21 protein-coding genes are annotated in these 23340 nt (G+C 63.8%); 12 read left to right on the top strand and 9 right to left on the bottom strand.

The genetic code is table 11. The annotated features are described in order from the left end of the window. Window positions 1-8: 8 nt before the first annotated feature. From F6S12_RS03170 to F6S12_RS03150, 5 genes are all read right to left on the bottom strand, one after another. Window positions 9-443: an NUDIX hydrolase gene (locus F6S12_RS03170; protein ID WP_015636837.1), complete on the bottom strand. Its 435-nt coding sequence runs from the start codon at window positions 441-443 to the stop codon at window positions 9-11. 100 nt (window positions 444-543) lie between these two features. Further along, complete coding sequence (locus F6S12_RS03165; RefSeq protein WP_015636838.1) at window positions 544-1890, bottom strand: HD domain-containing phosphohydrolase; 1347 nt, start codon at window positions 1888-1890, stop codon at window positions 544-546. Window positions 1891-2086: 196 nt separating this feature from the next. Then, window positions 2087-2356, bottom strand: a complete 270-nt coding sequence (locus F6S12_RS03160; protein WP_011063150.1) for a type B 50S ribosomal protein L31 — start codon at window positions 2354-2356, stop codon at window positions 2087-2089. A gap of 100 nt (window positions 2357-2456) precedes the next feature. After that, window positions 2457-3782 (bottom strand): APC family permease, encoded by a 1326-nt coding sequence (locus F6S12_RS03155; RefSeq protein ID WP_161466608.1) that lies wholly within the window; start codon window positions 3780-3782, stop codon window positions 2457-2459. Window positions 3783-3878: 96 nt separating this feature from the next. After that, window positions 3879-4700, bottom strand: coding sequence for a carbon-nitrogen hydrolase family protein (locus F6S12_RS03150; protein WP_015636841.1), 822 nt, complete (start codon window positions 4698-4700; stop codon window positions 3879-3881). A gap of 93 nt (window positions 4701-4793) precedes the next feature. On the opposite strand from F6S12_RS03150, the gene F6S12_RS03145 reads away from it, so the two are divergent. The 7 genes from F6S12_RS03145 (at window position 4794) to F6S12_RS03115 (ending at window position 10404) form a co-directional block, all read left to right on the top strand. Continuing rightward, window positions 4794-5594, top strand: coding sequence for a helix-turn-helix transcriptional regulator (locus F6S12_RS03145; protein WP_053153547.1), 801 nt, complete (start codon window positions 4794-4796; stop codon window positions 5592-5594). Window positions 5595-5702: 108 nt separating this feature from the next. Then, entirely contained in the window at window positions 5703-7322 is a 1620-nt protein-coding gene (locus F6S12_RS03140) for an FMN-binding glutamate synthase family protein (protein WP_315868706.1), read from the top strand. Between the two features lie 63 nt (window positions 7323-7385). After that, the gene (locus F6S12_RS03135; protein ID WP_019093120.1) at window positions 7386-7670 is read left to right on the top strand and encodes a putative quinol monooxygenase; all 285 of its coding nucleotides are present in this window, start codon (window positions 7386-7388) and stop codon (window positions 7668-7670) included. Between the two features lie 76 nt (window positions 7671-7746). Beyond that, window positions 7747-8043: a cupin domain-containing protein gene (locus tag F6S12_RS03130; protein ID WP_125062130.1), complete on the top strand. Its 297-nt coding sequence runs from the start codon at window positions 7747-7749 to the stop codon at window positions 8041-8043. A 79-nt stretch (window positions 8044-8122) separates the two neighbouring features. Beyond that, window positions 8123-8965, top strand: coding sequence for an alpha/beta fold hydrolase (locus tag F6S12_RS03125; RefSeq protein ID WP_161466609.1), 843 nt, complete (start codon window positions 8123-8125; stop codon window positions 8963-8965). A 240-nt stretch (window positions 8966-9205) separates the two neighbouring features. Beyond that, on the top strand, window positions 9206-9796 hold the full coding sequence (locus F6S12_RS03120; RefSeq protein WP_011063158.1) for a papain-like cysteine protease family protein: 591 nt from the start codon (window positions 9206-9208) through the stop codon (window positions 9794-9796). An 8-nt stretch (window positions 9797-9804) separates the two neighbouring features. After that, window positions 9805-10404, top strand: coding sequence for a hypothetical protein (locus tag F6S12_RS03115; RefSeq protein WP_161466610.1), 600 nt, complete (start codon window positions 9805-9807; stop codon window positions 10402-10404). Window positions 10405-10505: 101 nt separating this feature from the next. On the opposite strand, the gene F6S12_RS03110 is transcribed toward F6S12_RS03115, so the two are convergent. Further along, entirely contained in the window at window positions 10506-11927 is a 1422-nt protein-coding gene (locus F6S12_RS03110) for an amino acid permease (RefSeq protein WP_015636846.1), read from the bottom strand. Window positions 11928-12404: 477 nt separating this feature from the next. Here F6S12_RS03110 and F6S12_RS03105 point away from each other — a divergent pair, with 477 nt between their 5' ends. The 3 genes from F6S12_RS03105 to F6S12_RS03095 all read left to right on the top strand — a co-directional run bounded on the left by F6S12_RS03105 (window position 12405) and on the right by F6S12_RS03095 (window position 16993). After that, entirely contained in the window at window positions 12405-15512 is a 3108-nt protein-coding gene (locus tag F6S12_RS03105) for a transglycosylase domain-containing protein (protein WP_315868705.1), read from the top strand. A 120-nt stretch (window positions 15513-15632) separates the two neighbouring features. Then, entirely contained in the window at window positions 15633-16211 is a 579-nt protein-coding gene (locus F6S12_RS03100; protein WP_011063161.1) for a PadR family transcriptional regulator, read from the top strand. Beyond that, complete coding sequence (locus tag F6S12_RS03095) at window positions 16208-16993, top strand: siderophore-interacting protein (RefSeq protein ID WP_011063162.1); 786 nt, start codon at window positions 16208-16210, stop codon at window positions 16991-16993. Before F6S12_RS03100 ends, F6S12_RS03095 begins: the two co-directional genes overlap by 4 nt. 72 nt (window positions 16994-17065) lie before the next feature. Here the strand turns inward: F6S12_RS03095 and F6S12_RS03090 are convergent, their stop codons facing one another. Both F6S12_RS03090 and F6S12_RS03085 read right to left on the bottom strand, forming a co-directional pair. After that, window positions 17066-17734 (bottom strand): Pr6Pr family membrane protein, encoded by a 669-nt coding sequence (locus F6S12_RS03090; protein ID WP_011063163.1) that lies wholly within the window; start codon window positions 17732-17734, stop codon window positions 17066-17068. Window positions 17735-17742: 8 nt separating this feature from the next. Continuing rightward, entirely contained in the window at window positions 17743-17973 is a 231-nt protein-coding gene (locus F6S12_RS03085) for a VF530 family DNA-binding protein (RefSeq protein WP_019093117.1), read from the bottom strand. 265 nt (window positions 17974-18238) lie between these two features. Between F6S12_RS03085 and F6S12_RS03080 the strand changes: the two genes are divergently transcribed. Beyond that, window positions 18239-20278 (top strand): TonB-dependent receptor, encoded by a 2040-nt coding sequence (locus F6S12_RS03080; protein WP_072442625.1) that lies wholly within the window; start codon window positions 18239-18241, stop codon window positions 20276-20278. Between the two features lie 65 nt (window positions 20279-20343). Here F6S12_RS03080 and F6S12_RS03075 read toward each other — a convergent pair whose 3' ends face one another. Beyond that, complete coding sequence (locus F6S12_RS03075; protein ID WP_053159944.1) at window positions 20344-21732, bottom strand: PLP-dependent aminotransferase family protein; 1389 nt, start codon at window positions 21730-21732, stop codon at window positions 20344-20346. Between the two features lie 306 nt (window positions 21733-22038). Between F6S12_RS03075 and F6S12_RS03070 the strand changes: the two genes are divergently transcribed. Next, window positions 22039-23241 (top strand): benzoate/H(+) symporter BenE family transporter, encoded by a 1203-nt coding sequence (locus F6S12_RS03070; RefSeq protein WP_053153559.1) that lies wholly within the window; start codon window positions 22039-22041, stop codon window positions 23239-23241. Window positions 23242-23340: the final 99 nt, after the last annotated feature.

Raw genomic sequence — 23340 nt, 5'->3', positions numbered from 1 at the left:
GGAGGGGGTCAGGCGTGGCCCGCTCGGGCCTTGCGATAAAACGGCAAGATCAGATCGCGTGTCAACGGCGCAAGGAACAAATCTCCATCGCCGGCCGGGTCGATCCAGCGTACTTCCTCGATCTCTGCCGCCGGGGTCACCGGGCCATGGATATGGACCAGGAACACCTCGGCTTCCACCACATGCCCCGGCTCGTTGGCCGCCGGTGCCGAGAACTGTTGCAGGTAACGGGCCTGGGCCGGGTCGATGCGCAATCCCAGTTCTTCTTCCAGCTCACGGGCCAGGGCGTGCACCGGTTGTTCACCGGCTTCGATCTTGCCACCGGGCTGCATGAAGGCCTGGGTGCCGCGCTTGCGCACCAGGAGGGTCTGGCCGTCGGCACCGATCAGCAGGGCAGCGGCGATACGAATGATGGAGGGTGCAGCAACGGACGACAGCGACATGGGAATCCGGGAGCCTTGAGAATGAGGGCGCAAGGATCACATGCGCGGCGGCGGCTCGTCATCCGCCGCCGGCATTTTTCGATGTGACCGCCACCCGGCTTCAGGCCCTTGCCTGCTGTTCCTGGGGCAACTTGACGAACACGCTGTAGCGGGCGCCCTCCATGGTTTCAAAAGCGATCAGCTTGTCCACCAGCGGCAGGTTGAGCACCTTGCCGGCGTTGAGCAGCAGCATGCCGTTATCGGCATTCAGGTTGCGCGCCAGGATCATCCCCGCCGCCAGCTCCCGGGTACTCAGAACCTTCACCGAAGGGTCGCCCAGGGTCACGTCGCTGAGGTAGACCGCACACACCTGGATGAAACCTTCCACCAGGTCCGGGTCGTACAAGCGGCCGGCGTACTTGCGGATGAACACCAGGGCCTCGTCGCTGTTCATGTGCCGTTCCAGGATCAGCCCGCACTGCAACTCGATGAAGTCCACCGCCAGCTTGAGCAGCCGCGAGCCCAGGGGAATCGCGTCGCCCTTGAGGTGGTCGGGAAAACCGCTGCCGTCCCAGTGTTCCTGATGATGGCGGATCAGCCGCGCGGCGTCCTGCACCGGTTCCAGGGTCATCAGCAACGATTCGCTCTGCGCCGGATAGGCCCGATAACGCTCGCGCTGATGGTGATGCAGCAAATCCGCCGGGCTGGTCATCATGCTGTCGCTCCAGCTCAGCTTGCCGATGTTGTGCAACGCCGCGGCCATGGCCAGGTCACGCTGGGCGCCAGGGTCGATGCCCTGGACTTTGCAGTAGGCCCGCACCAGCTCGATGATCCGCCGGTTGGTCTGCTTGTCCGCGGGCAGGCGCTGGTTGACCAGCAGGGAAAACAGCTCGGCGCCAGTGGCGTAGCTGTGCTTGAGCTCCTCATAGGCCAGGTCGAGCATGTCGGCGGTCTGCTGCAGCTCCGAGGTGCGTGCCGCCACGCGTTTTTCCAGCAGCGTGTTGAGCGCCTTGAGCTCGGCATTCTGCTGCTGGGCCAGATCCTGCAGGCGCAGGCGCTCACGCTCGGAGTGCTGATGCTCAAGGGCCTGGCGCAGGGCCAGCAGCAATTCCTGGTCATCCCAGGGCTTGCTCAGGTAACGGTAGATCTCCCCTTCGTTGATGGCCTTGGCAATCAATTTCAGGTCCGGGTCGCCGGTCAGCAGGATGCGGGTGGTGCTCGGGTACTGCTGATGGATACGCGCCAGCAGGGTCGGGCCATCCATCTGCGGCAGATGGGCGGCGCTGATCACCAGGTCCACCTCCCGGCTGGCCAGGAGCTGCAGGGCCTGGGTGGCATCGCGGGCGAAATGCAGCGTGTAGGGAAGCGGGCTGAGCAACTGCTGCAGGCGTTGCAGGATCACTTCCTGGCTATCGACCAGCAGAATCTCGGGTCGGCGTGTGACAGTGGCAACGTTTAGCTCACCCATGAGACACCTCGGGTCAACGTCGATGCACGTGTCCTTCATTGTTAGAGCTGGCAACGGTAATCCCTGTTGCCTGATTGAAGACTAGAAGAATTTCCAATCGAGATAGTGGCTTTTTAATACCATCGGTCCGCTGCGGCTGCGCCGCCAACCACCTTCAGCGAGTGTTGCGCAGTCGCAACACTCGCCGTGCACGCCGTCACTGGGCGGCTTTGGCGCCGGAACCGAAGGAAGCGAAACGCTTGTTGAAGCCGGCGATGCGGCCTTCGGACTGGGTCTTGCGCTGCTGGCCGGTGTACACCGGGTGCGAGGCGCTGGAAACGTCCAGCGCCACATAGGGGTAAGTCTTGCCGTCGCTGTAGGTGTGGCTGCGATCGGTATCGACGGTGGAGCCGATGAGGAAGTACACGTCGGCAGCGGTATCGTGGAAAAGCACGGTGCGGTAGTCAGGATGGATACCGGGTTTCATGAGGCCTCCTGGGCATCTGGGTGAGCTGGATGCGTTATACAATAACATATCCAAATCACCCAAACGAGAACCGATTGCAATAAGGAAACTGCCGACAGTTCTATGCCGCTTCCTGAAAATCCATTTCCGGAGGCTGGCGGGAGAAACCGCGAGTGAGGAAACCCAGGTACACCAGGCCAATAACCAGCCAGCTTGCCCCCAGGTAGATCGCCAGGTGATCGAGGCTGGACATCAGCCACAGATCGGCCGCCAGACCGATGAGGGGAAAGATCAGGAACAGGATCAGCTCCCGCAGGCCACGCTGCCGGGCCCCCACCCAGTAATGAAAGATCACCGACAGGTTGACCAGGCTGAAGGCCAGGAAGGCGCCGAAGTTGATGAAGGACGTCGAGGTGGTGACATCCAGCTTCAATGCCAGCAACGCCACCACGGCGCACAGCAGGATGCTGTTGACCGGGGTACCGAAGCGCTCGTGCAGGCTGCCGAAAAAGCGCTTGGGCAAGACCCCGTCGCGGCCCATGGCGAACAGCAGTCGCGAGCCGCTGGCCTGGGCCGAAAGCCCCGAGGCGAACTGACCGACAATCAGCCCGATCAGGAAGATCGAGACGAACAGGTCGCCGCCGATATTGCGCGCAATCTCGTAGGCCGCCGAATCCACATCGGCGAACTCGAAGGACGGATGGGCAACCTGGACGAAGTAGGACACCGCGACAAAGATCAGCCCGCCCACCAGGGTAATCAGCATGATCGCCCGGGGAATGGTCCGCCGTGGGTCGCGGGTTTCCTCGGTCAGGGTGCTGACCGCGTCAAAGCCCAGGAACGAATAACAGGCGATTGCCGCCCCGCTCATGATCAGCGGCAGGTGCATCTGCCCGTTGAAGAACGGCGCCAGGGTGAACAGCGGCCGCCCGGCCTCGCCACCAAGGTAGTGGATGCACAGGCCGACAAAGGCGATCAGCACCAGGAACTGCACCAGCATCAGCAGGCCGTTGATGCCGTTGGCCAGTTTCAGGCCAACGATATTGATCGCGCTGGTCACCCCGATGAAAGCCAGCACCCAGACCCACTGCGGTACACCGGGAAACGCCGAATGCAGGTAAGCGGCGCCGATCAGCCAGATGGCCATGGGCAGGAACAGGTAATCCAGCAGCACCGCCCAGCCGGCGATGAAACCCAGCTTGGGGCTGATGGCCTTGCGCACATAGCTGTAGGCCGAGCCGGCCACGGGAAACGCCGCGGCCATGCGCCCGTAGCTCATGGCGGTGAAGAACATCGCCACCAGCGCCGCCAGATAGGCTGCCGGCACCATGCCAGCGGTGGTTTGGGCGAGGATGCCAAAGGTGCCGAGGACAATGATCGGCGTCATGTAAGCGATACCGAACAGCACCACCGCGCCCAATGAAAGGGTGCGTTGCAAGCGAGCCATGAGCGAGTACTCCGCAATTATTAGATTTATGGCAGGACTGAAATGAGTGAAGCAGGGGGTCTTTCTTATGGGATTGGCCGTCCGCGGACGGCCCTTTCAGCGGATCGGAATCAGCAGTTCACGCACGCCATCGCCGTGTTCGAGCACTTCGCCCGCAAGCTTCAGGCGCTGGTCTTCGAGGTAGCGGTAGTCCTGGCGCGCCACCTGCAGTTGCTTGAGATCCAGCTCGACCTTGAACTGACCTTCCTCGCGCCCGGCTTCGAACAGCAGGCTACCCAGGGGGTCCACCAGGGCGCTGCCGCCGGCGAACAGCAGGCCGCCATCGCCTTCTTCCACTCGGTTGACCATTAGCGCGAACGCCTGGTTTTCCTGGGCCCGGGCCATGATCGCGGTACGGTGGGTGGGCCCGTAGGGGTCCATGTTGCCGTTGGTCACGATCAGCAGTTCGGCGCCCAGTTGCGCCAGGGCCCGGGCGCTTTCGGGGAACTCGATGTCGTAGCAGATCAGCAGGCCGACCCGCACACCGTTCCACAGGCAGGTGGCGTAGCGGTCACCGGGGGTGAACACACCGCGGTCGGACGCCCATAGGTGGGTCTTGCGATAACGCAGGGCGATGCCCTCGGGGGTAATCAGCAAAGTGGTGTTATAGAATCGGCCGTCGTCGTTTTCGGCCATGCCGATCACCACCGCGATATTGCGCGCCCGGGCGGCCTGGATCACGGCCTGCACGGTGGGGCCATCCAGCGGCTCGGCCACGGCGGCCACGGTCTCGGCGCTGGGGAAACCCATCAGGTGGGTTTCTGGAAACACGATCAACCGGGTATCGGCGGCGCAGGCGGCAATGGCCGCCAGGGCCCGTTCCAGGTTGTAAGCTGTGGCGTTATCACGGCCCGCCAACTGGGCCAGTTCAACCTTCATGGGTATTCCTTGTTCTTTGGCTGTGCCGCAGTATGCGCAGCAGCAACCGGCCCGCAAATCACGCAGCCGGGGTAACCCGATAGGGGTAGATGCATGACATTGTCGCTGGATGACATCGCCTGGCACCGCTCGGTGGGGCAGATGATCGAAGCCCTGGACCAGGCCAGTTTCTGGCCCCAGCTGGTACGCCTGCTGGAGCAGTACGTGAGTTTCGACAGCTGGGTGGCGCTGCTGTTTTGCAGTGAGCGCAAACCCCTGGTGTTCGCCGAATGCCCGGGGGAGGACGGCAGCCCCGACCAGTTGTTCCAGGACTACCTCAACGGCCTGTACCTGCTCGACCCCTTCTACGTTGCCAGCCGCGAACAATCGCGCAGCGGCCTGCTGCGCCTGGCGGAAGTGGCCCCGGAACACTTCCAGCTGACCGAGTACTACCAACGCTACTTTCGTCTGAATGTGGTGGCCGATGAGATCCAGTTCAATTGCCAGCTGGCGGACGACCGCACCCTGTGCCTGTCCCTGGGTTCGCGACAACGCTTCGCCCCACCCCAGATCGCCCTGCTGTCACTGATCGAGCCCTGGGTGGTGGCCTTGCTGCGCCAGCGCCTGCCCCACGAAAGCATTGAGCAAGACAACCCAGCGCAATTGCATCCAATGCCCGATTGGCGCAGCCAGCTGGACCACTCCATGCAACAACTGCGGGGCGCACAACTCACCGCCCGGGAGCTGGATGTGGGGCGCCTGATGCTCAGCGGTTGCTCCAACAAGGAGATCGCTCGTAAGCTGGAAATCTCCGCCGAAACCGTGAAAGTTCATAAAAAGCACATCTACAGCAAGCTGGGCATCAAATCCCAGTCCGAGCTGTTTTCGATTTTTCTCCAGGCGCAAAGCGCCTGATACCCCTTCAGGGCCGCCCCGGCAGCCCCACACAACAATAAGATCTTGTGCACCCATAAGAATGAGTACTGATAAACGACCTTAATGAGTCCGAACCAAGGAAACCGTATGAGCCTGTCCCTTCTGAGCCGCTACGCCTTCTTTGCCGCCTGTGTGATTTTCACCCTCGCCAGCCTGCCCTTTCTCGAACACGACTGGCTCTGGCCATTCGCCCTGGTCACCGGCCTGCTGAGCCTGCTGGGGATCTTCGACCTGCTGCAAAGCCCGCACGCGGTGCGGCGCAATTACCCGATCCTGGGCAATATCCGCTACCTGGTGGAAGGCATCCGCCCGGAGATCCGCCAGTACCTGCTGGAATCCGACAGCGACGCCCTGCCCTTTTCCCGCGCCCAACGCTCCCTGGTGTACTCCCGGGCCAAGAACGAAAGCGCCGACAAACCCTTCGGCACCCTGATCGATGTCTACCAGTCGGGCTTCGAATTCATCGGCCACTCCATGCGCCCGGCGCCCCTGAGTGATCCCAACAGCTTTCGCGTGACCGTCGGCGGCCCGCAATGCACCCAGCCCTACTCGGCCTCGGTGTTCAACATCTCGGCCATGAGCTTCGGCTCCCTCAGCGCCAACGCCATCCGCGCCCTGAACCAGGGTGCCAAGCTCGGCAACTTCGCCCACGACACCGGTGAAGGCAGCATCAGCCCCTACCACCGCGAACACGGCGGCGACCTGACCTGGGAACTGGGCAGCGGCTACTTCGGCTGCCGCACCAGCGACGGCCGTTTCGACCCGGAGCGCTTCGCCGTGCAGGCGCAGAACCCCCAGGTTCGGATGATCGAGATCAAGATGAGCCAGGGCGCCAAGCCTGGCCACGGCGGCATCCTGCCCAAGCACAAGGTGACCCAGGAAATCGCCGACACCCGGGGCATCCGCATGGGCGAGGACTGCATTTCACCGTCGAGCCACAGCGCCTTTTCCACCCCGATCGAGATGATGCATTTCATCCAGCAACTGCGTGAGCTGTCCGGCGGCAAGCCGGTGGGCTTCAAGTTCTGCCTGGGCCACCCCTGGGAGTTCATGGGCATCGCCAAGGCCATGCTGGAAACCGGCATCCTGCCGGACTTCATCGTGGTGGACGGCAAGGAAGGCGGCACCGGCGCGGCCCCCGTGGAGTTCACCGACCACATCGGCGCACCGATGCGCGAGGGCCTGCTGTTCGTCCACAACACCCTGGTGGGCCTGAACATGCGGGACAAGATCAAGCTCGGCGCCAGTGGCAAGATCGTCAGCGCCTTCGACATCGCCAGCGTGCTGGCCATCGGTGCCGACTGGGCCAACTCGGCCCGGGGCTTCATGTTCGCCATCGGCTGCATCCAGTCCCAGAGCTGCCATACCAACAAGTGCCCCACCGGCGTCGCCACCCAGGACAACCTGCGCCAGCGCGCCCTGGTGGTGCCGGACAAGGCCCAGCGGGTATTCAGCTTCCACCGCAACACCCTCAAGGCCCTGGCGGAAATGCTCGCTGCCGCCGGCCTGCAACACCCTTCGCAACTGGAAGCCAAGCACCTGGTGCGACGCATGTCGGCCACCGAGATCAAGCTGTTCTCCCAGTTGCACGTGTTCCTCAAGCCCGGCGAGCTGCTCACCGGCGAGGTCAACGGCGAGTTCTACTCGCGCATGTGGCAACTGGCCCGGGCCGACAGCTTCGAACCCAACACCGAAGCCGCCGCTTAAGCCCCATTGCCCAGTGCTCCCCGGTTGCCGGGGAGCGCGGGGCATCACCCAAGGAAGATTGCAATGCTCAAGGTCATCGCTGAAGATTTCATCCAGCCCGAACACCTGGACACCGTGCGCCCGTGGTACGCCGAACTGGTGGAAAAAACCCGCCAGGAACCGCTGTGCATCGCCTACGATCTGTTCGTCGATCAGAAAGACCCCGGGCACTTCATCTTCGTCGAACAGTGGCCGGACCAAGCGGCCCTCGACACCCACTGCCAGACCGAGCACTTCACCCGCCTGGTGCCGCAGATCAATGCTTTTCAGCGCCGCGAATGCCGCGTGCTGTTGATGAACGAGTTCTAGAAAACCCGACCCAGACCTTGCTTGACCGGACCACCGAAAGCAGACCCGAACCCCACTGACCTTTCGGAGGCCCGCCATGCCCTTGCTGTCATTCGAACAACTGTCCCGCCAACTGCCAGCGCCCTGGCAATCCACGCTGGTGGGCCAGGTCGGCCCGGCCCGCATCAAGGTGCTGCGCATGGACGGCCAGCCCTACCCGGAAGAAACCCACGACTTCAACGAAGGCCTGCTGGTGACCCAGGGCTGCCTGCACCTGGGCATTGGCCAGACCGTGGTGGAAGTGGCGACGGGCCAGATGTACCTGGTGGAGGCCGGCCAGGCCCATAGCGTGCTGCCCGGCAGCCACGGCACCCTGGTGATCATCGACGTCTAGCCTGTCTCGCATCGACTCAATCGCGGTAACCACCTGCCCAAGGTCGGTCCGACCAGAGGGCCCATGCACGGAGAAGCCCATGCCTCGTCGTCTGTTTGCAGTGATCGCTTTACTGATGTCCTTCAACAGTGCCTTTGCCGGCGAACGCTGGCAGAGCCTGCCGCCCACACCGGCCCCGGTGGCCGGGGCGCAAGCCGGTTATGCCGAAGTCAACGGCATCCGCCTGTATTACAGCAAGCTCGGCCACGGCTCACCGGTGGTGCTGCTGCATGGCGGCCTGGGTAATGCCGACTATTGGGGGCTCCAGGCCAAGGCCCTGGCCGCCCGGCACACGGTGATCAGCGTCGACAGCCGCGGCCACGGGCGCAGCACCCGGGACGCCCGGCCCTACGGCTACGACCTGATGGCCGACGACGTGATCGCCCTGCTGGACCAGCTGAAGATCCCCCGCGCCGATTTCGTCGGCTGGAGCGACGGCGCGATCCTCGGCCTGGACCTGGCCATGCGTTACCCGCAGCGGGTCGGCAAGGTCTTCGCCTACGCCGCCAACACCCAGACCTCAGGGGTCAAGGAAGGCGCGGAGAACAACCCGACCTTCGCCGCCTACATCGAGCGCGCCGGCCAGGAGTACACCCGCCTGTCCCCCACGCCCAAGGAGTACCCGGCCTTTGTCGAGCAGATCGGCCACATGTGGGCCAGCCAGCCGAACTGGAGCGACGCCGACCTGGCGAAGATCAAGACGCCGGTACTGATCGTCGATGGCGACCACGATGAAGCCATCAAGCGCGAGCACACCGAATACATGGCCCAGGCGATTCCCGGCGCCGGGCTGCTGATCCTGCCCAACGTCAGCCACTTCGCCTTCCTCCAGGACCCGGGCCTGTTCAATGCAGCCCTGGAACATTTCCTCGACGAAAAATAGCCCCGGCCATCGCCATGGATGCCCCTCTTTCCAGGGACGTCCACGGCAGGCGATATGCATAAACGCATATTTTAATTGCATTGACGCATCAATCCTCTAAGGTTGTTTGCAGACCCGGTCAACGCAGGCCATCGAGGCTGGCCCAGCGCAGCGTCATGTCCCGGGTCCGGCTACGCGCAGTAGCCCGACACGCAACGACGACACCAGCCGGAGGCTGGATTTCATTCATGGAGGATGAACATGTTAAGTAGCAACCTGACCCCAGGCGACGCTCCCCAGGCCCTGCCCCAGTGCCTGGCCGGCAGCCTGCTCGACCCGCAACTGAGCGAAGTCGATCCACACACCGAAGCTGCGCCCCAGGCCGCTGCCCGGCTCAACTTCAGCGTGCAGCAGCAAACCCAGAGCAACTGGTGCTGGGCAGCATTGTCCGCATCGGTGGGCAACTACTACGGCACCGGTTCCTGGACCCAGTGCGGAGTGGCCAACGCCGAACTGGGCCGCAACTCCTGCTGCAGCCAGCCCGGGCCGTGCAACGTCTACGGCTACCTGGATTCGGCCCTGCGCACCACCCGCTGCTACGGCGGCATGCGTGAGGACCGGATGCAGATGCCGGCCATCGACAACCAGCTCGGCATGGGCCGCCCCGTGGGCCTGCGCTGTGCCTGGTACGGCGGCGGTGCGCATTTCCTGACGATCTACGGCAGCGATGGCGGCTACATCCTGGTGGCGGATTCGATCTACGGTTACTCGACCCGCGCCCTGAACAGTTTCCCCGGTTCCTACAACGGTGGCGGCAACTGGACCCACACCTACTTCACCCGAAAAAACTAGGAGGCGACATGCAACTGACTTACCCCAAGGCGCCTGTCGATGGCGTCCAGCACCTGCGCTCGGCCCTTCAGGCGGCCCTGCAGACCCAGGGTTTCGGTATCAACCGCGGGTTTGCCAAGGCCAGTGCCCGTAACCTGAATCTGTCCCAGGCCTTTCGCGGCTACGCCCTGAGCCTGGAGGACCTGGCCCAGGGCAAGGGGCTGGCCGAGGCCAAGGCCGGTGACTGGCATTACCTGGTGTTCGATGCCGGAGTGTCGATTGCCGATGCGCAGTTGACCGAGGTGGCCGGCAAGGCCGGCTTCTCTGCGCTGAACCATGGCAGCCTGGCGGCGTCCGCCGTCAACGCCCTGGACCTGGCGGAACAGGCGCCGCAACTGCAGGGAAAAAGCTATGAACTGCGCCTGCTGTTCATCTCGGCGCTGCAGGTCACGGCGATCTGGCTGCATGGGCCCGGCGAAGAGGTGCTGATTCCCATCGAGCCGACACCCAAGACCCTGGCCGCCCATCAGCTCCACAGCGAAACGGCGTTGCTCGCCCTGCTGGCGCCGGCGGCGCTGCAGGCCAAGGCTATCTTCGACGCCGATACCCGCGGCACCCTGGGCGGTTGATCCGGGCAAAAAAAATCCGGCGGCCTTTGCAGGTCGCCGGATTTCTGGTCTCAGCGTTTCAGTCCGGGATGCTCAAGCCAGCCGCATCACCCAAGCGCAGGTCAGGACGCCGACCGCGCCGAACCTTGCTGGACATTGGTCGGTTGCAGCTTGAACAGATAGAACAGCACCGTCAGCAGCACCAGGAACGCCGGGCCGACATACAGCGCCACACGGGTATCCGGGAAGTAGGCCATCAGCCCCACCACCAGTACCAGGAAGGCCAGGGCCAGGTAGGAACTGATCGGGTACAGCCACATGCGGTACTTCAGGCCGGCACGTTCTGCCGGGCTCAGGCCCTTGCGGAACTTGAGCTGGGCCAGAAGGATCATCACCCAGGTCCAGATCGCACCGAAGGTGGCGATGGAGGTCACCCAGACGAACACTTTTTCCGGCACCAAATAGTTCAGCAGCACGCCCAGCAGCAGGGCGAAGATCGACAGCAGCAACGCGCGACGCGGCACGCCGTTGTTCGAGGTCTTGGCGAAGCCGGCCGGAGCCTGGCCGTTCTGCGCCAGGCTGTAGAGCATGCGCCCGGTGCTGAAGATGCCGCCGTTGCAGGAGGACAGCGCGGCGGTGATCACCACGAAGTTGATGATGCCGGCGGCGGTCTTGATACCCAGGCGCTCGAAGGTCATCACGAAGGGGCTGCCCTGGGTGCCAATCTCGTTCCACGGGTAGATCGACAGGATCACGAACAGCGCGCCCACGTAGAACAGCAGGATGCGCCAGAACACCGAGCCGATGGCGTTGGGAATGGTCTTTTGCGGGTTGCGCGCTTCACCGGCGGTGAGGCCGATCATCTCTACGCCCAGGTAGGCGAACATCACCATCTGCAGGGACATCAGCACGCCGGTCACGCCATTGGGCATGAAGCCGCCGTGGGTCCACAGGTTGGAGATGCCCAGGGCCACGCCGTCATTGCCGAAACCGAAGGCGATGATACCGATGCCGCCGACCACCATGGCGATGATGGTGACGATCTTGATCAGGGCGAACCAGAACTCGAACTCACCGAAGGCCTTGACCGCGATCAGGTTGATCGAGCCCATGCTCACCAGGGCCGCCAGGGCCCAGATCCAGCGCGGCACATCGGGGAACCAGATCCCCATGTACACCGCCACTGCGGTGATTTCCGCAACACAGGTCACCAGCCACAGGAACCAGTAGTTCCAGCCGGTGAGAAAGCCCGCCAGCGGGCCCAGGTAGTCTTGTGCGTAACGGCTGAAGGAACCGGCGACCGGGTTATGCACCGCCATCTCGCCGAGGGCGCGCATGATCACCAGGATCGCCAGGCCGCCAATGATGTAGGACAGCATGATGGCCGGGCCGGCCATTTCGATGGCCTTGGCCGAGCCGAGGAACAGGCCGACACCGATACAGGCGCCGAGGGCCATCAAGCGAATATGCCGTTCGCCGAGTTCGCGTTTCAGCGGGCCGCCCTGAGCGGTCTCGCCGTGGGGCAGTTGGTTGCCAACTGGCATAGAGATACAACCTCATTTTGTTATTGGATATGAACCACCGAGCCTTCGAAGCGCCAGCGGATAGCCGAAGCTTGCTCGACCGCACCGGCCTTGTGGGACGGAGCGTCTGGTAGGACAAGACCTGCCAGATCAGCGGGGTGCGCAGTATAAAAAGCTCCCGACAGGGCTTTTCACTCTATAAGTTGCAATATTCAGAGAGAAATCTCGGCAAATACCGCTTTCACGGAGAAGCATTACCTGCTTTTTGCCCTGAAACCTCACTCGGAAAGGGCCGGGAGTATTGCACAGGCCTGGTGCATCGTCATGCCCCTACCTAGGGCGTATTTACCTGGGAAAAGGCTCTACCCTGTGGCGAGGGAGCTTGCTCCCTTGCCACAGAAGCGGGGCCGGGTCGTTTTCACATTTTCTTCACCGACGCCCACCACCGACTAAGCTTCAGGCAAGTCCGATCAATCTGCGTGAATGGATCAATCGACTATGGGCGCTCTGTGGCAGACCGATTCGCATAAGAACGCAGTGCCAAGCCACAGCGAGGACGAAACGCCTTTACCGAAACGCCGCAAACCCCGCCGTTATGCCTGGCGCCTGTTCTGGCTGTTGCTGCTGATCGCCCTGATTGCCCTTGGCTTTGCGGCTGCCCGGGAGATGCGCACCTCGAAACTCCAGGCCCGGGAATTCAGCCGGCTGGCCGCTGACCTGAGCTACTCCCTGGAGCCCGGCCCCAGTGATGCCGTGCTCTATCCCGGTGCCGGGCCGTTCGACCGGCGCCTGGGCTACAGCGCCCTGGGGGAGTTCCTGCCACGCTTGCTCAAGCGCGGTTACCTGATCGACGCCCAGACGCGTTTCTCCCCGGCACTGATGGACTACAGCAAAAGCGGATTTTTCGTGCCCTACACCGAAAAGATCCAGGCTGGCCTGTCCATTACCGACTGCCGCGCCGCGCCCCTGTACCAGTTCAATTACCCGCAACAGCTGTATGAGAGCTTTGCCAGCATTCCGCCGCTGGTGGTGCACAGCCTGCTGTTCATCGAGAACCGCGATCTGCTGGCCCCCAAGCCGGCCGAGGCCAACCCGGCGGTGGACTGGCCGCGCTTTGCCAAGGCCGCCTGGTCGCAGATCGCCCGGCTCTTGCACCTGCCGGGGCAGAGCGCCGGGGGTAGCACCCTGGCCACCCAGTTGGAAAAATACCGCCATTCGCCGGATGGCCTGACGGTATCCGGGGGCGAGAAGATCCGGCAGATGGTTTCCGCCAGCGTGCGGGCCTATCAGGACGGCCCACAGACCCTGGAGGCCCGCAAACGCATCGTGCGCGACTACCTCAACAGCGTGCCGCTGTCCGCAGTGCCCGGCCACGGCGAAGTACACGGCATGGCCGAGGGGCTGCGGGTCTGGTATGGCGCTGACTTCGACAAGGTCAACCAGGTGCTCGGCAGCACCGCCATGGACTCGAAAAGCCTCGCCGCACGAGGGCTGGCCCTGCGCCAGGTGCTGTCACTGATGATTGCCCAGCGCCGTCCCTCCCATTACCTGGCCAAGGGGCGCGCAGAACTGGCGGATCTGACGGACAGCCATATCCGCCTGCTGGCACAGAACAACGTCATCGACCCGGCGCTGAGCAGCGCCGCCCTGGCCAGCCAGGTGACCTACCGGGACTGGCAGCAGCAGCCGACCATTCAGCCGATCGAGACCAACAAGGGCATCAGCGTCGCCCGCAGCCGCCTCGCCGCCCTGCTCAACCGGCCACTGTATGACCTGGACCGCCTCGACCTCTCGGCCACCAGCACCTTGCAGAGCGACCTGCAGCGCCAGGCCACCGAATACCTCAAGCACCTTGCGGACCCGGCCTTCGCCGCGCAGATTGGTGTGCTAGGCGAACGCCTGCTGACCCCCACCAGCACCACCCAGGTGCGCTACAGCTTCACCCTGTTCGAACTGACCCCCGACGGCTCGCGGGTGCGGGTGCAGACCGACAGCACCGACCAGCCTTTCGACATCAACGAAGGCAGCAAGCTGGAACTGGGCTCCACCGCCAAGCTGCGGGTGCTGACCACCTACCTGCAGATCATTTCCGAGCTGCACGACAAGTACGCCACGCAAACACCCGCGCAGTTGAAAAAGATCCCGGTGAACGAGCAGGACCGCCTGAGCCGCTGGGCCCTCGACTACCTGATGCAGAACAGCGACCGCAGCCTGCCGAAGATGCTCGACGCCGCCCTGGACCGCACCTACTCCGCCAGCCCCGGCGAGGCCTTCTTCACCGGTGGCGGGGTGCATCACTTCCACAACTTTCGCAACGAAGACAACGGCCGCAGCCCGACCCTGCGCGATGCCCTGCGCGAATCCATCAACCTGCCGTTCATCCGCCTGATGCGCGACCTGGTGCGCTACAGCACTTATGGCGGCGACAGCAGCAGCGCCGAATTGCTCAAGGACGACCAGAACCCGCGGCGCCAGGAGTACCTGGCACGCTTTGCCGACCGTGAGGGCACCTCGTTCCTGCTGCGTTTCTGGAAGAAGTACCGCAACAAGGACACCCAGTCGCGCCTGGAAACCTTCCTCGACAGCATGCACCCCACGGCAATCCGCCTCGCCGCCGTGCACCGCTACCTGCTGCCGGACGCCAGCCAGGAGAGCTTCAACCGCTTCGTCCGGGCCCACATGAAGAGCGCCAAGGTCAGCGAGAAGCTCACCGACGAGCGCCTGGACAAGCTCTACGCCAGCTACGGCCCCGGCGCCTATGACCTGCCGGACCAGGGCTACATCGCCAAGGTCCACCCCCTGGACCTCTGGCTGCTGGGCTACCTGATGAACAACCCGGAGGCGAACTTCACCCAGATCGTCAAGGCCAGCGAGTTCGAGCGCCAGGAGGTCTACAGCTGGCTGTTCAAGAGCCGCCATCGCAGTGCCCGCGACAGCCGTATCCGCACCATGCTGGAGATCGAGGCCTTCCTCGATATCCACCAGCGCTGGCAGAGCGTCGGCTATCCGTTCGACCACCTGGTACCGTCCCTGGCCACTGCTATCGGCAGCTCCGGCGACCGCCCCGCGGCGTTGGCGGAACTGGTGGGCACCATCCTCAACGACGGCGTGCGCCTGCCAACCTTGCGCATCGACAGCCTGCACTTCGCCGCCGGCACGCCCTATGAAACCCGCCTGCTCAACGACCCGGACAAGGGCAAGCGGGTGATGCCCTCGGAGGTGGCCACGGCGCTGCGCGGGGCCTTGTCGCAGGTGGTGGATGCCGGCACCGCGAAACGGGTGTCCGGCAGCTTCAAGCTGGCCGATGGCACGCCATTGGCCATGGGCGGCAAGACCGGTACCGGCGACAACCGCATCGAAGCCATTGGCGCCGGCGGGCGGGTGTTGAGCTCCAAATCCATCAACCGCACCGCAACCTTCGTGTTCTACATCGGTGACCACCATTTCGGCACCCTTACCGCCTACGTGCCGGGGGCCTCGGCCCAGGCCTTCAGATTCACCTCGGCCTTGCCGGTGCAGGTGCTCAAGGGCATGGCGCCGATCCTCATGCCCTACCTGCAACCGGGCAGTGGCACCCAATGCCTGGGCAGCGTGGCACAACGCTGAATCACGACAGGCAGCCCCCTCTCTCTCCGACAAACGGCAGCTTTGCCGCAGGCAGAAGTGCTTGCGTCGCCCTTAAGATATATCTTAAGTTATGTCTAAATCGAAACGGAGAAAGAGAAAATGAGAGAGCACCACCACCCTCCCCATCGCGAGCACGGGGACAGCCATGAGATCTTCGAACGCCGCCCGGGCCGCGAACGCGGTGGCCGCGGGCCCCGGGTATTCGCCCCCGGCGACCTGAAACTGCTGCTGTTGGCGCTGATCGCCGAGCAGCCCTGCCACGGCTACGACCTGATCCGCCAGATCGAAAGCATGTTCGACGGCGCCTACAGCCCCAGCCCCGGGGTGATCTACCCGACCCTGACCTTTCTCGAAGAAAGCGAAATGATCCAGGGCGATGCCGAAGGCGGCAAAAAGCGCTACAGCGTGACCGACGCCGGACGTCTGTCCCTGCAGGAGCAAGCCATCGCCCTGGACGGCGTGCGCATGCGTATCGAAGTCAGCAAGCGTTCCCTGCGCGGACATGATCGCCCCGCTGAAATCCACGAGGCGGTGCACAACCTGCGCCACGCCCTGCAAATGCACCATGGCCGCTGGAGCCCGGAAGAAATCCTTCGGGTGCGCGACCTGCTGAACAACACCGCCAAGGCCATTGTCGATGGTCCTGTGAGCCACCCCGCCCCGGAGAAAAGCCAATGACTGCCAGCCCAGAACTGTCCATCCATCGGGTCATGCACGAGATCAAGCGCCGCCGCCTGGAGGTGCTGCGCGTGGTCGACCTGACCCCGCGCATGCGCCGCATCACCCTGGGCGGCCCTGAGCTGGCCGGGTTCATCAGCCTGGGCAGCGACGACCATGTGAAGCTGCTGTTCCCGCAGAACGCCGAACAGCAAGCCGCCCTGGAAACCCTGGTACTGGGCCCGGGCAAGGACAGCGGCCCGATGCCCGCCATGCGCGACTACACCCCGCGCCGCTACGACCTGGAGTTGGGCGAGCTGGACATCGACTTCGTGCTCCACGGCGACGGCCCCGCCTCCACCTGGGCCGAACAGGCCGCACCGGGCCAGTTCCTGCACATTGGCGGGCCACGGGGCTCGATGGTGGTGCCGGATATCTTCGACAGCTACCTGCTGATCGGCGATGAAACCGCGCTGCCGGCCATTGCCCGTCGCCTGGAAGAACTGCCGGCCGGGCGCCAGGTGCTGGCGGTGATCGAGGTGCAGAACGCCGCCGAACGCCAGGCTCTGGACAGCGCCGCCCAGGTGCAGGTGATCTGGGTTGAACGGGACGCAGGCGGGCAGGACCTGATCAGCACGGTGCGCCAGTTGCAGGTGCCGAAAGGCAAGCTGTATGCCTGGGTAGCCACCGAGAGCAAGGTGTCGCGCCAGGTGCGTCGAGTGCTGCTGGATGAGCACCAGCTCAACGACGAATTCGTCAAGGCCGCCGGTTACTGGCGCCTGGACAGCAGCGAAGAAGAATAATCGCGCATCAGGGTAGGAACTGGCTTGCCAGCGAAGGCGGTCCCAAGGGCCCCCTCGCTGGCAAGCCGGCTCCTACGGGGCCCGGGACCGGAGTTTACCCAGCCAGCGGTCCAGCCCCAGCAACAGCAGGGATACCAGGACGAACCCCGCCAATATCCCGAGGGCATTGAGCAGCACCCGGGGGTAGCCCAGCCTGTCCACGGAGATGAAGGGATAGGGGTACAGCCCAAGCAAGTGCCCGCGCAGCAACAGGTAGGCGAAATACACAATCGGGTAGAGCGTCCACCACCCGATGTGCCTCATCCGCAGCCCGCCCTTGGGCACGCAACACCACCAATAGACCAGGAACAGCAGCGGCATCACGTCATGCAGCAACTCGTCCGCCAGCCATTGCCAACCCTGGGGATGCCAGAGGTGGCGCAACAGCAGGCTGTAGGCCAGCCCCACCAGCAGAATGCTCGCCGCCACGGCGCCGCTGACCCAGGGCTGGAGCATGAACGCCTGCCCCTTGGAAACCCGCAGGTTGAGGGCGCAGGTCAGCACGCTGGCCACCAGGGTATTGCTGAGCACGGTGAAGAAACTGAAGAAGTTCACCAGCCCGCCCAGCAGGCTGGCGCCACTGTCCCAGCGCAACAGCAGGATCAGGTACAGCTGGACGGTCAGCCCGAACCAGCCAAGGATCGCCGCCACGGCAATCAGGCCACGCCGAGTGCACAGCCCCGGCAGCGAGAAGCCAGCCATAGGGCTCCTTAAAGCGGGCGCTTGGTGCGTTGCAACTTCACATAGAGTTTCTCGACCTTCTCCCTCGCCCAGGGCGTCTTGCGCAGGAAGGTCAGGCTCGACTTGATGCTCGGGTCGCTCTTGAAGCAGCGGATATCAATGCGTTCAGCCAGCCCCGACCACTCGTAGTGTTCCACCAGCGCCTTGAGGATCTGTTCCAGGGTCACGCCATGCAGCGGGTCGGTGTGGGTGTCGGTCATGCCAGGCCTTTGCGGGAAGAAAATGAGGAAAGCCGCGCACCTTAGCCGAGGGCTTGGCCCCGCGCCAGCACGCTTGAGTAACTGTAGTCGCAGCCCGCCACCGAGGCGATCGGGCATGAACGGCGAAAAGTTCCTGGCTTTTCGAAATAAAAGAGATGTTATATTGTATCAATCAATAACAACTCACCCGTATTTTGGGCACCCCCGTGTCCCGCCTGCTCACTGACTCAAAGCGCCTAGCGCTCTGTTCGCCAAGGAATGACCGATGTCCCGCTCAACTCCCCGCCCTTCTCGCTCCCTGCTCTGGCGCCTGTCGCCACTGTCCGCCGCGCTGCTGATCGCCTCCCAGGCCCATGCCGTGGAATTGCCCCAGCAGGTCATCACCGCCAACCCCCTGGGCAGCACCGAACTGGCCGCCCCAAGCACTGTGCTGGAAGGCGACCAACTGACCCTGGAACAAAAAGGCAGCCTCGGTGAAACCCTGAACAAACAGCCGGGCGTGTCTTCATCCTACTTCGGGCCGGGGGCCAGCCGGCCGATCATTCGCGGCCTGGATGGCGACCGGATTCGCATTCTGCAGAACGGCGTCGGGGCCCTCGACGCCTCGTCGCTGTCCTACGACCATGCGGTGCCCCTGGACCCGGTTAACGTCGAGCGCATCGAGATCGTCCGCGGCCCGGCGGCCCTGCTGTACGGCGGTAACGCCATTGGCGGGGTGGTCAACAGCTTCGACAATCGGATTCCCACCGAGGCCATCGAGGGCATCCACGGGGCGGGCGAGTTGCGCTACGGCGGCGCCGACACCACCCGCAGCAGCGCCGGCAAGCTGGAAGCCGGCGATGGCACCTTTGCCCTGCACCTGGATGCCAACTCGCGGCAGTTCAATGACCTGAAGATTCCCGGCTACGCCCGCAGCCGTCACGCTGCGGCCAGTGAAGACGGGGATGGCAAGAAAGGCCGCCTGGGCAACAGCGACGGTCGCCAGGACGGCGGTGCCATCGGCGGTTCCTACACCTGGGACGACGGCTATGCCGGCCTGTCCTACAGCAACTACGACTCCAACTACGGCTCCCCCGCCGAAGAAGACGTGCGCATCCGCATGAAGCAGGACCACTACGCCTTCGCTTCGGAACTGCGCAACCTCCAGGGCCCGTTCAGCTCGCTCAAGTTCAACGCCGGCTACACCGACTACGAACACCGCGAGATCGAGGGCGGTGAAACCGGCACCACCTTCAAGAACAAGGGCTACGAGGCCCGTGTCGAGGCCCGGCACCAGCCGCTGGGCCCGCTCGAAGGGGTGATCGGTGCACAGGTCAACCGCAACGAATTCTCCGCCCTGGGCGAAGAAGCCTTCGTGCCACAGACCGATACCAACAGCGGCGCGCTGTTCATCCTCGAAGAACTGCAAGCCACCGAACGCCTGCGGCTCAGCCTCGGCGGGCGCCTGGAACACACCACCGTGGACCCGGACAGCAAGGGCAACGCACGCTTCGCCCAGGCCGACAAGTCCAGCAGCTTCACCGCCGGCAGCCTGTCCTCGGGGGCGGTCTACACCCTGACCCCGGTCTGGTCCCTGGCCGCGACCCTGGGCTACACCGAGCGCGCCCCGACCTTCTACGAGCTGTATGCCAACGGCGCCCACGTCGCCACCGGCACCTATGAAGTGGGCAGCGCCAAGCTATCGAAGGAAAAAGCCGTGTCCAGCGACCTGGCCCTACGCTTCGACAACGGCATCCACAAAGGCAGCGTCGGCGTGTTCTACAGCCACTTCTCCAACTACATCGGCCTGCTGGGCACGGGGCGCACCCTCAACGATGAAGGCGAAGAAGATGCGACAGGCATCCCGGAATACGCCTACAGCGGAGTGCGGGCACGCTTCAGTGGGATCGAGGCCCAGGATCGCTGGACCCTGGGGGAAAACGCCTACGGCAAGTTCGCCCTGGAACTGTCCGGCGACTACACCCGGGCCAAGAACCTGGATAACGGCCAGGACCTGCCCCGCATCGCTCCATTGCGCCTGAACAGTGGCCTGCTGTGGGAACTGGACCGCTGGCAGGCACGCCTGGATGTACAACATGCCGCCAGCCAGGGCCGGGTGCCGGACAACGAAAGCGGCACCGATGGCTACACCACCTTTGGCGCCAGTGCCGGTTATCGCTTCGATATCGGACATAGCCAGTGGCTGGCCTTCGTCAAGGGCGAGAACCTGACCAACCAGACCGTGCGCTATGCCAGCTCGATCCTGCGGGATATCGCGCCGGCCGCCGGGCGCAGTGTGGAAGTGGGGTTGCGTACTACCTTTTAGGGCCCTGTTCGCCGGCAAGCCGGCTCCTACACGGCCCCGTAGGAGCCGGCTTGCCGGCCAAGGGTTTAGCGGTAACGCCGCGGGTCAGCCTCGATCAGGCTGGCCAGCTGGGTCAGGGCAAAGCGCAACTCGTCCTGGGTGGTGGGCGACATCAATACCACCCGCACACAACGGGAGCTGGCACCGCGTTCCACCTGGAACTGGCTGCCGCTCATCACCAGCACGCCATTGGCTCGGGCCAGGGTGGCGAACTCATCGCCCGTCCAGGGCTCCGGCAAGGTCAGCCACAGGTGATAGCTGTGGGGCTGGGTCCGGATCTCCAGGCCGGCAAACACGTCCCGGGCAATCGCCTGGCGCGCTGCCGCTTCATTGCGCTGGGTCTGTACCAGCTTGCGGTCCAAGCCTTCGACAATCACATTGCTGGCCAATTGCGCGGTCAGCGGCGACGGCATCCACACGCTGCTACGGACCATGGAACTCAGCCGCGACAGCAGCTTTGGCGGGCTGTAGAGGTAACCCACGCGCAACGCCGGCATGATCGCCTTGGACAGGCTGGTGAGGTACACCGAACGCTGCGGCGCATAGCTCGACAGCGGCTTGATCGACGGATCGGTGGCGAGAAAGCCGTAGATATCGTCGTCGATGATCAGGAAGTCGAACTCTTCGGCGATTGCCGCAATTTGCGCCCGACGCCTTGGCGACATGATCGCCGTGGTGGGGTTCTGGCAACTGGCGACGCACACCAGCAGCGCCGGTTTTTCCCGCAGGCACTGCTCGCGCAGGGCCTCGGGGAGTATTCCCTCTTCATCCATGGCCACGCCCCGCAGGCGCCGCTCCAGGCCGTGGGCCACGGAGATGATGCCCGGATAGCAGAGCGACTCGCAAAGCACCAGGTCGCCGGCGTTGCTCAGGGCGCTGATGGCCACCATCAGCCCGTGCTGGGCACCGGAGGTAATGACCACCTGCTGCCAGTTGGCCTCGGGCAAGGAATGCCGCAACCACTGCGCCCCGGCCTCGCGATGAGCCGGGTGGCCTCCATCGGGGGCGTAGTCCAGCGCCCGGCCGAAGTCACTGCTGCGGGCCATGCCCACCAGGGCGCCACGCAACCAGTACTCCAGGGTTTCGCTGTAGGGCTTGATGATCGACAGGTCCAGGGCTTCGGCCTGCCCCAGGGACAGGGACGGAGCGCTGGAACCTTCGGGCAACACCAGCGGCGGCTGCGCCAGCACGTAAGTGCCGCGGCCGACTTCGCCCTGCACCAACCCACGCCGCTGAGCTTCGCTGTAGGCGCGGCTGATGGTGCCAGGGGTGACATTCAGGGTTACCGCCAGCTCGCGCAGGGTCGGCAAGCGGTCACCATCATTCAACAAACCGCTGCCGATATCCCGCGCCAGGGCGTCGGCGATGGACAGGTAGACCGGTTGATTGAACTCGCTTAACTGGGGAACCCACATGGAGGCTGATGACCATCGGCTGCGTTGAGGTGGACCGGAGCATATCACAGCCATGGATCGCCTCTTAACATCGACTCATTTGGAAAATTGATTCGATCTTCAAGCCAAACTGGCGACTCAAAACCGCTAAAAAGTTTTTATATTATCTATAAATTCTTATAAATCATTAACTTACCAACAAAACATAGCCAGCTTCGGTAGAGCCATCCCGAGAAACAATTGAATCGATTCAATTCATTGAAATACACTCAACCAACACCAACCCAATCGACTCAATCCCTCCCACCCATGCCCAGTCGAGATGCCATGCACAGTCTCAGCAAGGACCTGTCCCTCTCCGCCGTGATCGCCGGCCTGATCGCCGTGATCATTTCCTACGCCGGCCCCTTGATCATCGTGTTCCAGGCCGCCCGCGAAGCCCATCTGCCCAGCGACCAGGTGTCATCGTGGATCTGGGCCATCTCCATCGGCAGCGGCCTCACCGGCCTGCTGCTGAGCTGGCGCCTGAAAGTGCCAGTGATCACCGCCTGGTCCACCCCCGGCGCGGCGCTGCTGGTGTCGATGCTGCCCACGGTGTCGCTGCCCCAGGCCATCGGCGCCTACATCGTGGCCTCATTGCTCATCGCGCTGGTCGGGCTTTCCGGGGCCTTCGACAAGCTCATGAGCCGCCTGCCCAAGGCGATTGCCGCCGCCATGCTGGCGGGCATCCTGTTCCGCTTCGGCGCCGGCCTGTTCACTTCGGTCAGCCTGCAACCGGCCCTGGTGCTGGCGATGATCGCCGCCTACCTGCTGGGCAAGCGCCTGTCACCCCGCTACGCGATCCTCGCGGTGCTGCTGGTGGGCTGCGCGATGGCCGCAGGCCTGGGCGAACTCAATGGCGGTGCCATCACCCTGGCGGTGGCCCAGCCGATCTTCATCGCTCCCGAGTGGAGCTGGCACGCCATCATCAACATCGGCCTGCCCCTGGCCCTGGTCACCCTGACCGGGCAATACGTGCCGGGCATGGCGGTGATGCGCAGCGCCGGCTACAACACCCCGGCCCGCTCGATCATTTCCTGGACAGCCATCACCTCGGCACTGCTGGCGCCGTTCGGCTCCCACGGGATCAACCTGGCGGCCATCACCGCTGCCATCTGCACCGGCCGCGAAGCCCATGAAGACAAGGACAAGCGCTACATCGCCGGGATCGCCTGCGGCCTGTTCTACATCCTCATGGGGATTTTCGGCGCGACCCTGGCCTCGGTGTTCGCCGCCCTACCCAAGGAACTGATTGCGGCACTGGCCGGCCTGGCCCTGTTCGGCGCCATCAGCGCCGGGTTGAGCGGCGCCATGGCCGACGAAAAACAGCGTGAAGCGGCGCTGATCACCTTCCTGGTCACGGCATCGGGCATGAGCTTCCTGGGCCTGGCCGCCGCGTTCTGGGGGTTGATCTTCGGCCTGGTGGCGCACTTTGCTCTGAGCCACACCCGGCACAAACCCAGCCTCGCCCAGGCCAGCGCCCCACGCTGAGCAGAGCCCGGGCCGGGAACTGTTACCGATTGCGAAACTGTTCATGTCAATAAAAGCGCTTTCTCTCCCGGAGACGGCGCTTTATCCTTAGCCCCCTAA

It is taken from the genome of Pseudomonas sp. JV245A, from assembly GCF_032424515.1.
Classification (GTDB): domain Bacteria; phylum Pseudomonadota; class Gammaproteobacteria; order Pseudomonadales; family Pseudomonadaceae; genus Aquipseudomonas; species Aquipseudomonas protegens.
The sequence above is the reverse complement of the archived record's forward strand: the minus strand, read 5'-3'. Positions and strand labels throughout refer to the sequence as shown.